Origin of the sequence: Paraburkholderia sp. (genome assembly GCF_036488505.1) — a bacterium.
In the GTDB taxonomy this organism is placed as follows: domain Bacteria; phylum Pseudomonadota; class Gammaproteobacteria; order Burkholderiales; family Burkholderiaceae; genus Paraburkholderia.
This window is the reverse complement of the sequence record NZ_DASXHN010000026.1, coordinates 1-2,995: the sequence shown is the minus strand read 5'-3', so window position 1 is coordinate 2,995 and position 2,995 is coordinate 1. Positions and strand designations below refer to the sequence as shown.

Genomic DNA, 2,995 nt, shown 5'->3' with positions numbered 1-2,995 from the left:
CTTCTTCTGATTCGCCACGGCCAATCGTTCGCCAACGTGGCCGGCCTGCTGAACTCGACCGAACAGGACGAGCTGACGGAACACGGGATGCAGCAGGCCGCGCAGCTACGCGCGTTGATGGAAGAACGCGGCCTCGTGCCGGACCGGGTTTTTTCGAGCCCCTGGCGGCGGGCGTTGCAAACCGCCGAGGTGTTGTTCAATGGCAAGTGCGACTGGACGGTCGATAGCCGTCTCGGCGAAACCAATGCGGGACGCTTCGCGACATGGAAAGCGGAAGACTTCCGGCTGGCGTTTCCCGATTGGGGCAAGCATCTGTCGGACCGTTATGAGGGCGGCGAATCGCATCTTGAACTGGCCGCGCGTTCGGTGAACTGGGTCGAGGAAGAAGTGCTGCGGCATGCGGACGAGCCGGGCTTGATCGCCGCCGTGTGTCATGCGGGGCCGATCTCGGTGATCTCACAGTATCTGCTGAATATTCCACTGTCGAAGTTTCCCAACGTGCTGGTGCCGAACGCATCGATCACGCTGTTTCGGCAGAACGTGCACACCGGAAACTTCTATTTGCAGATCGCGGGGCTGTCATGAGTGCATCGATCAAGATCTTCGAGCCGCTTTACGCGCCGGGGCAGGTCCTTTCGGAACAGGCCTTTCATCCGCTGATGCTGCGCGACAACGCTCACGCCGCGTGGCGCGAGTTCTACATCCTCGTCGACATGTACCGCAAGGGCATGCATCTGGAGCAGGATTTCACCGCGCTGTTTTCGCCGAAATTCGCGTTGAAGGCGCGCATAGACGGCAGTCGGTTCATCGAGTTCGTGCAGGCCAATACCGATGCCGACGTCTGCATGATCAATCCGTTTCCGCAGCTCGCGTATTTCTCGCATACCGCGTGGATGCAGGGTGAGCATGCGCATCCGGGGCTCGTCGAGCGCAGTCAGCAACTGCTCGACGCGGTTGGCATTGATTGGAACCTGCGCGAAGCGCCGCGGCAGTCCCCGCATACGCTGTGCTATTGCAATTTCTGGGTCGGCTCGCAGTCGTTCTGGGAAAACTATGTCGGCAAGGTGCTGGAGCCGATTGCCACTTTCCTCGAAACGCAAAGCGATAGCGAAGCCGCGCGCGGCGTGCTGGAGCCCACGATCCATTCCGACGACGCGCCGTTTCTGCCGTTCGTCGCCGAGCGTCTGTTCAGCACGTATTTGTCGCTGCATCCGCCAGTGAAGGTGGCCGCGTATCCGATCGAGGGCGACCAGGTGCTGGACTATTGCGTCAGCGATTTCGAAAAGGACATCGTGCGGTATATGCAAAAGCCGATCGATGCCGCCGATCGCGCGCCGGTCTTTCCGCCCGAGCAGATTGCGTTGATGGATCTGCTGTGCACGCTGTCGCAGAAGTACGTGCGCGCGCACTTTGCGTTGAACCCGCATCCGCATACCGGGCAGCCGATCGACTTCGACCGCGGCGGCAAGTAGAGCTTTGATGCGACGCGCTTTGATTCAACGCGCTTTAATGCAACGCGTTTAGCGGCGCGATCCGGTGATACGCGCCGTCACTCGCTATCTTCTTTTCTGCACGGAAGCGGCGGCCCCACTTGCGCGCGCACGGGCAAACCCGCTCGCCACACCGACGCCGCTGAATAGCGCGCGCCACACGTCGTCGCTGGCACGTTGCAGAACGCCATCGGCATGCCGCACATAAGCGAGGTCGATCGGGCAGCGGCCAGCGCATTGCCCTAGCCGCTGCATCACCACCGGTACCCATGCCGCCAGTTCCGCATGCGCGTCGAATACGCTGTCTCGCGGACAGATTTCCTCAGCGGCCGTGCCGCCGCGCACGAACACCGGCTTGCCGTAGTGCATCGCCTCGAGCACCGGCACGCAGAAGCCTTCATGCCGGCTCATCGCGAGCAAGCCGTTGGCGGACTCGAAACACTCGAACAGATCGGCGTCGTCGAGCATGCCCTTGAAGTCGACCCGTTCCAGTACGCCAAGGCGCCGCGCATGGTTGATCAGAAACTTCAGGCAATCGTAGTTCGGCGTGCTGCCGACGATGCTGAGCGTCGCGTTGAAGTCGCGATGTTTGAGCAGCGCCAGAAGTTCGATACCGTCCTCGACGCGTTTATGCGGGACCACGCGGCCCACCATCAGCAAATTCGGCTCTTGCCGCTTGCGGCCCCTACGCGGCATCTCGCGCCGGAATACGTACATGTCGGGAAACACCGGCGGGACGACCGCGATCGCATCGGTGTCGACGATGCCGGCCAGACTTTTCGCGGTGCCGTGCGAGTTTGCGACGAGCGCGTCGAAGCCCGCGAGCAGCGGCAGTTGCGCTAGCGCCTTGTCGCACAACTGCGCGGTGCGCGGTTCGAGTGCGCGCAGCAACTGCGGGTCGGTCACACCATGGAAATAGCAGATCTTCTTGCAGTCGAGCGCGAGAATGCGCCCGAGACAGGGATCGAAGATCGAGTAGCTCAGCAGCACGAGGTCGTCGCGGCGGACCTCGTCGAATAACGCTTCAAGCGGGCGGACTCCGTGGGTTCCCTCATCGAATCCGCTTGCATACAGCTCGGCCGTCATGCCGAGACGTTCAGCCATTCGAACAAGACCGATGCAGTGATTTCCGACCGCATCGCCCGAAAAAATGTCCGGACCACATACTCGCAGCGTCATTTTATGTTCGCCTCCGCAATGTCCGTCAACCGTTGAGCATACGCGCGCGCGACTGCCTGAACCGAGTAGTCGCGCTCGATACGTGCCTTGCCCGCCTGCGCGATGCGCTCGCGCAGCGGCGCATCGTCGATCATGCGTTTGAGCTGTTCGGCCGCAATCGATACTTCCGGATCGCACCAGTACTGGCCTTCGACGAACAGATAGTCGCCGGGGCGCAGCGGCACCAGTTCGCCGTCCACGAGGAACGCGGTGTCGGGTTCGCAGAAGTCGACGTTACCGGAGAAGTTCGTGACCACGACGGGTTGCCCCAGCGCCATCGCCTCGGC

Annotated in this window: 4 protein-coding genes; 2 read left to right on the top strand and 2 right to left on the bottom strand. The window is 61.8% G+C overall.

Features of this window, described 5'->3' with window-relative positions; all coding sequences use genetic code 11:
• On the top strand, positions 1 to 585 hold a 585-nt coding region (locus VGH68_RS01615; RefSeq protein ID WP_331601757.1), incomplete at its 5' end, for a histidine phosphatase family protein.
• Complete coding sequence (locus tag VGH68_RS01610; protein WP_331601756.1) at positions 582 to 1,472, top strand: hypothetical protein; 891 nt, start codon at positions 582 to 584, stop codon at positions 1,470 to 1,472. The genes VGH68_RS01615 and VGH68_RS01610, both read left to right, overlap by 4 nt.
• An 84-nt stretch (positions 1,473 to 1,556) precedes the next feature.
• On the opposite strand, the gene VGH68_RS01605 is transcribed toward VGH68_RS01610, so the two are convergent.
• Entirely contained in the window at positions 1,557 to 2,594 is a 1,038-nt protein-coding gene (locus VGH68_RS01605) for a glycosyltransferase (RefSeq protein WP_331601755.1), read from the bottom strand.
• Positions 2,595 to 2,665: 71 nt separating this feature from the next.
• A partial coding sequence (locus VGH68_RS01600) for a glycosyltransferase (RefSeq protein ID WP_414696879.1) occupies positions 2,666 to 2,995 on the bottom strand: 330 nt, incomplete at its 5' end.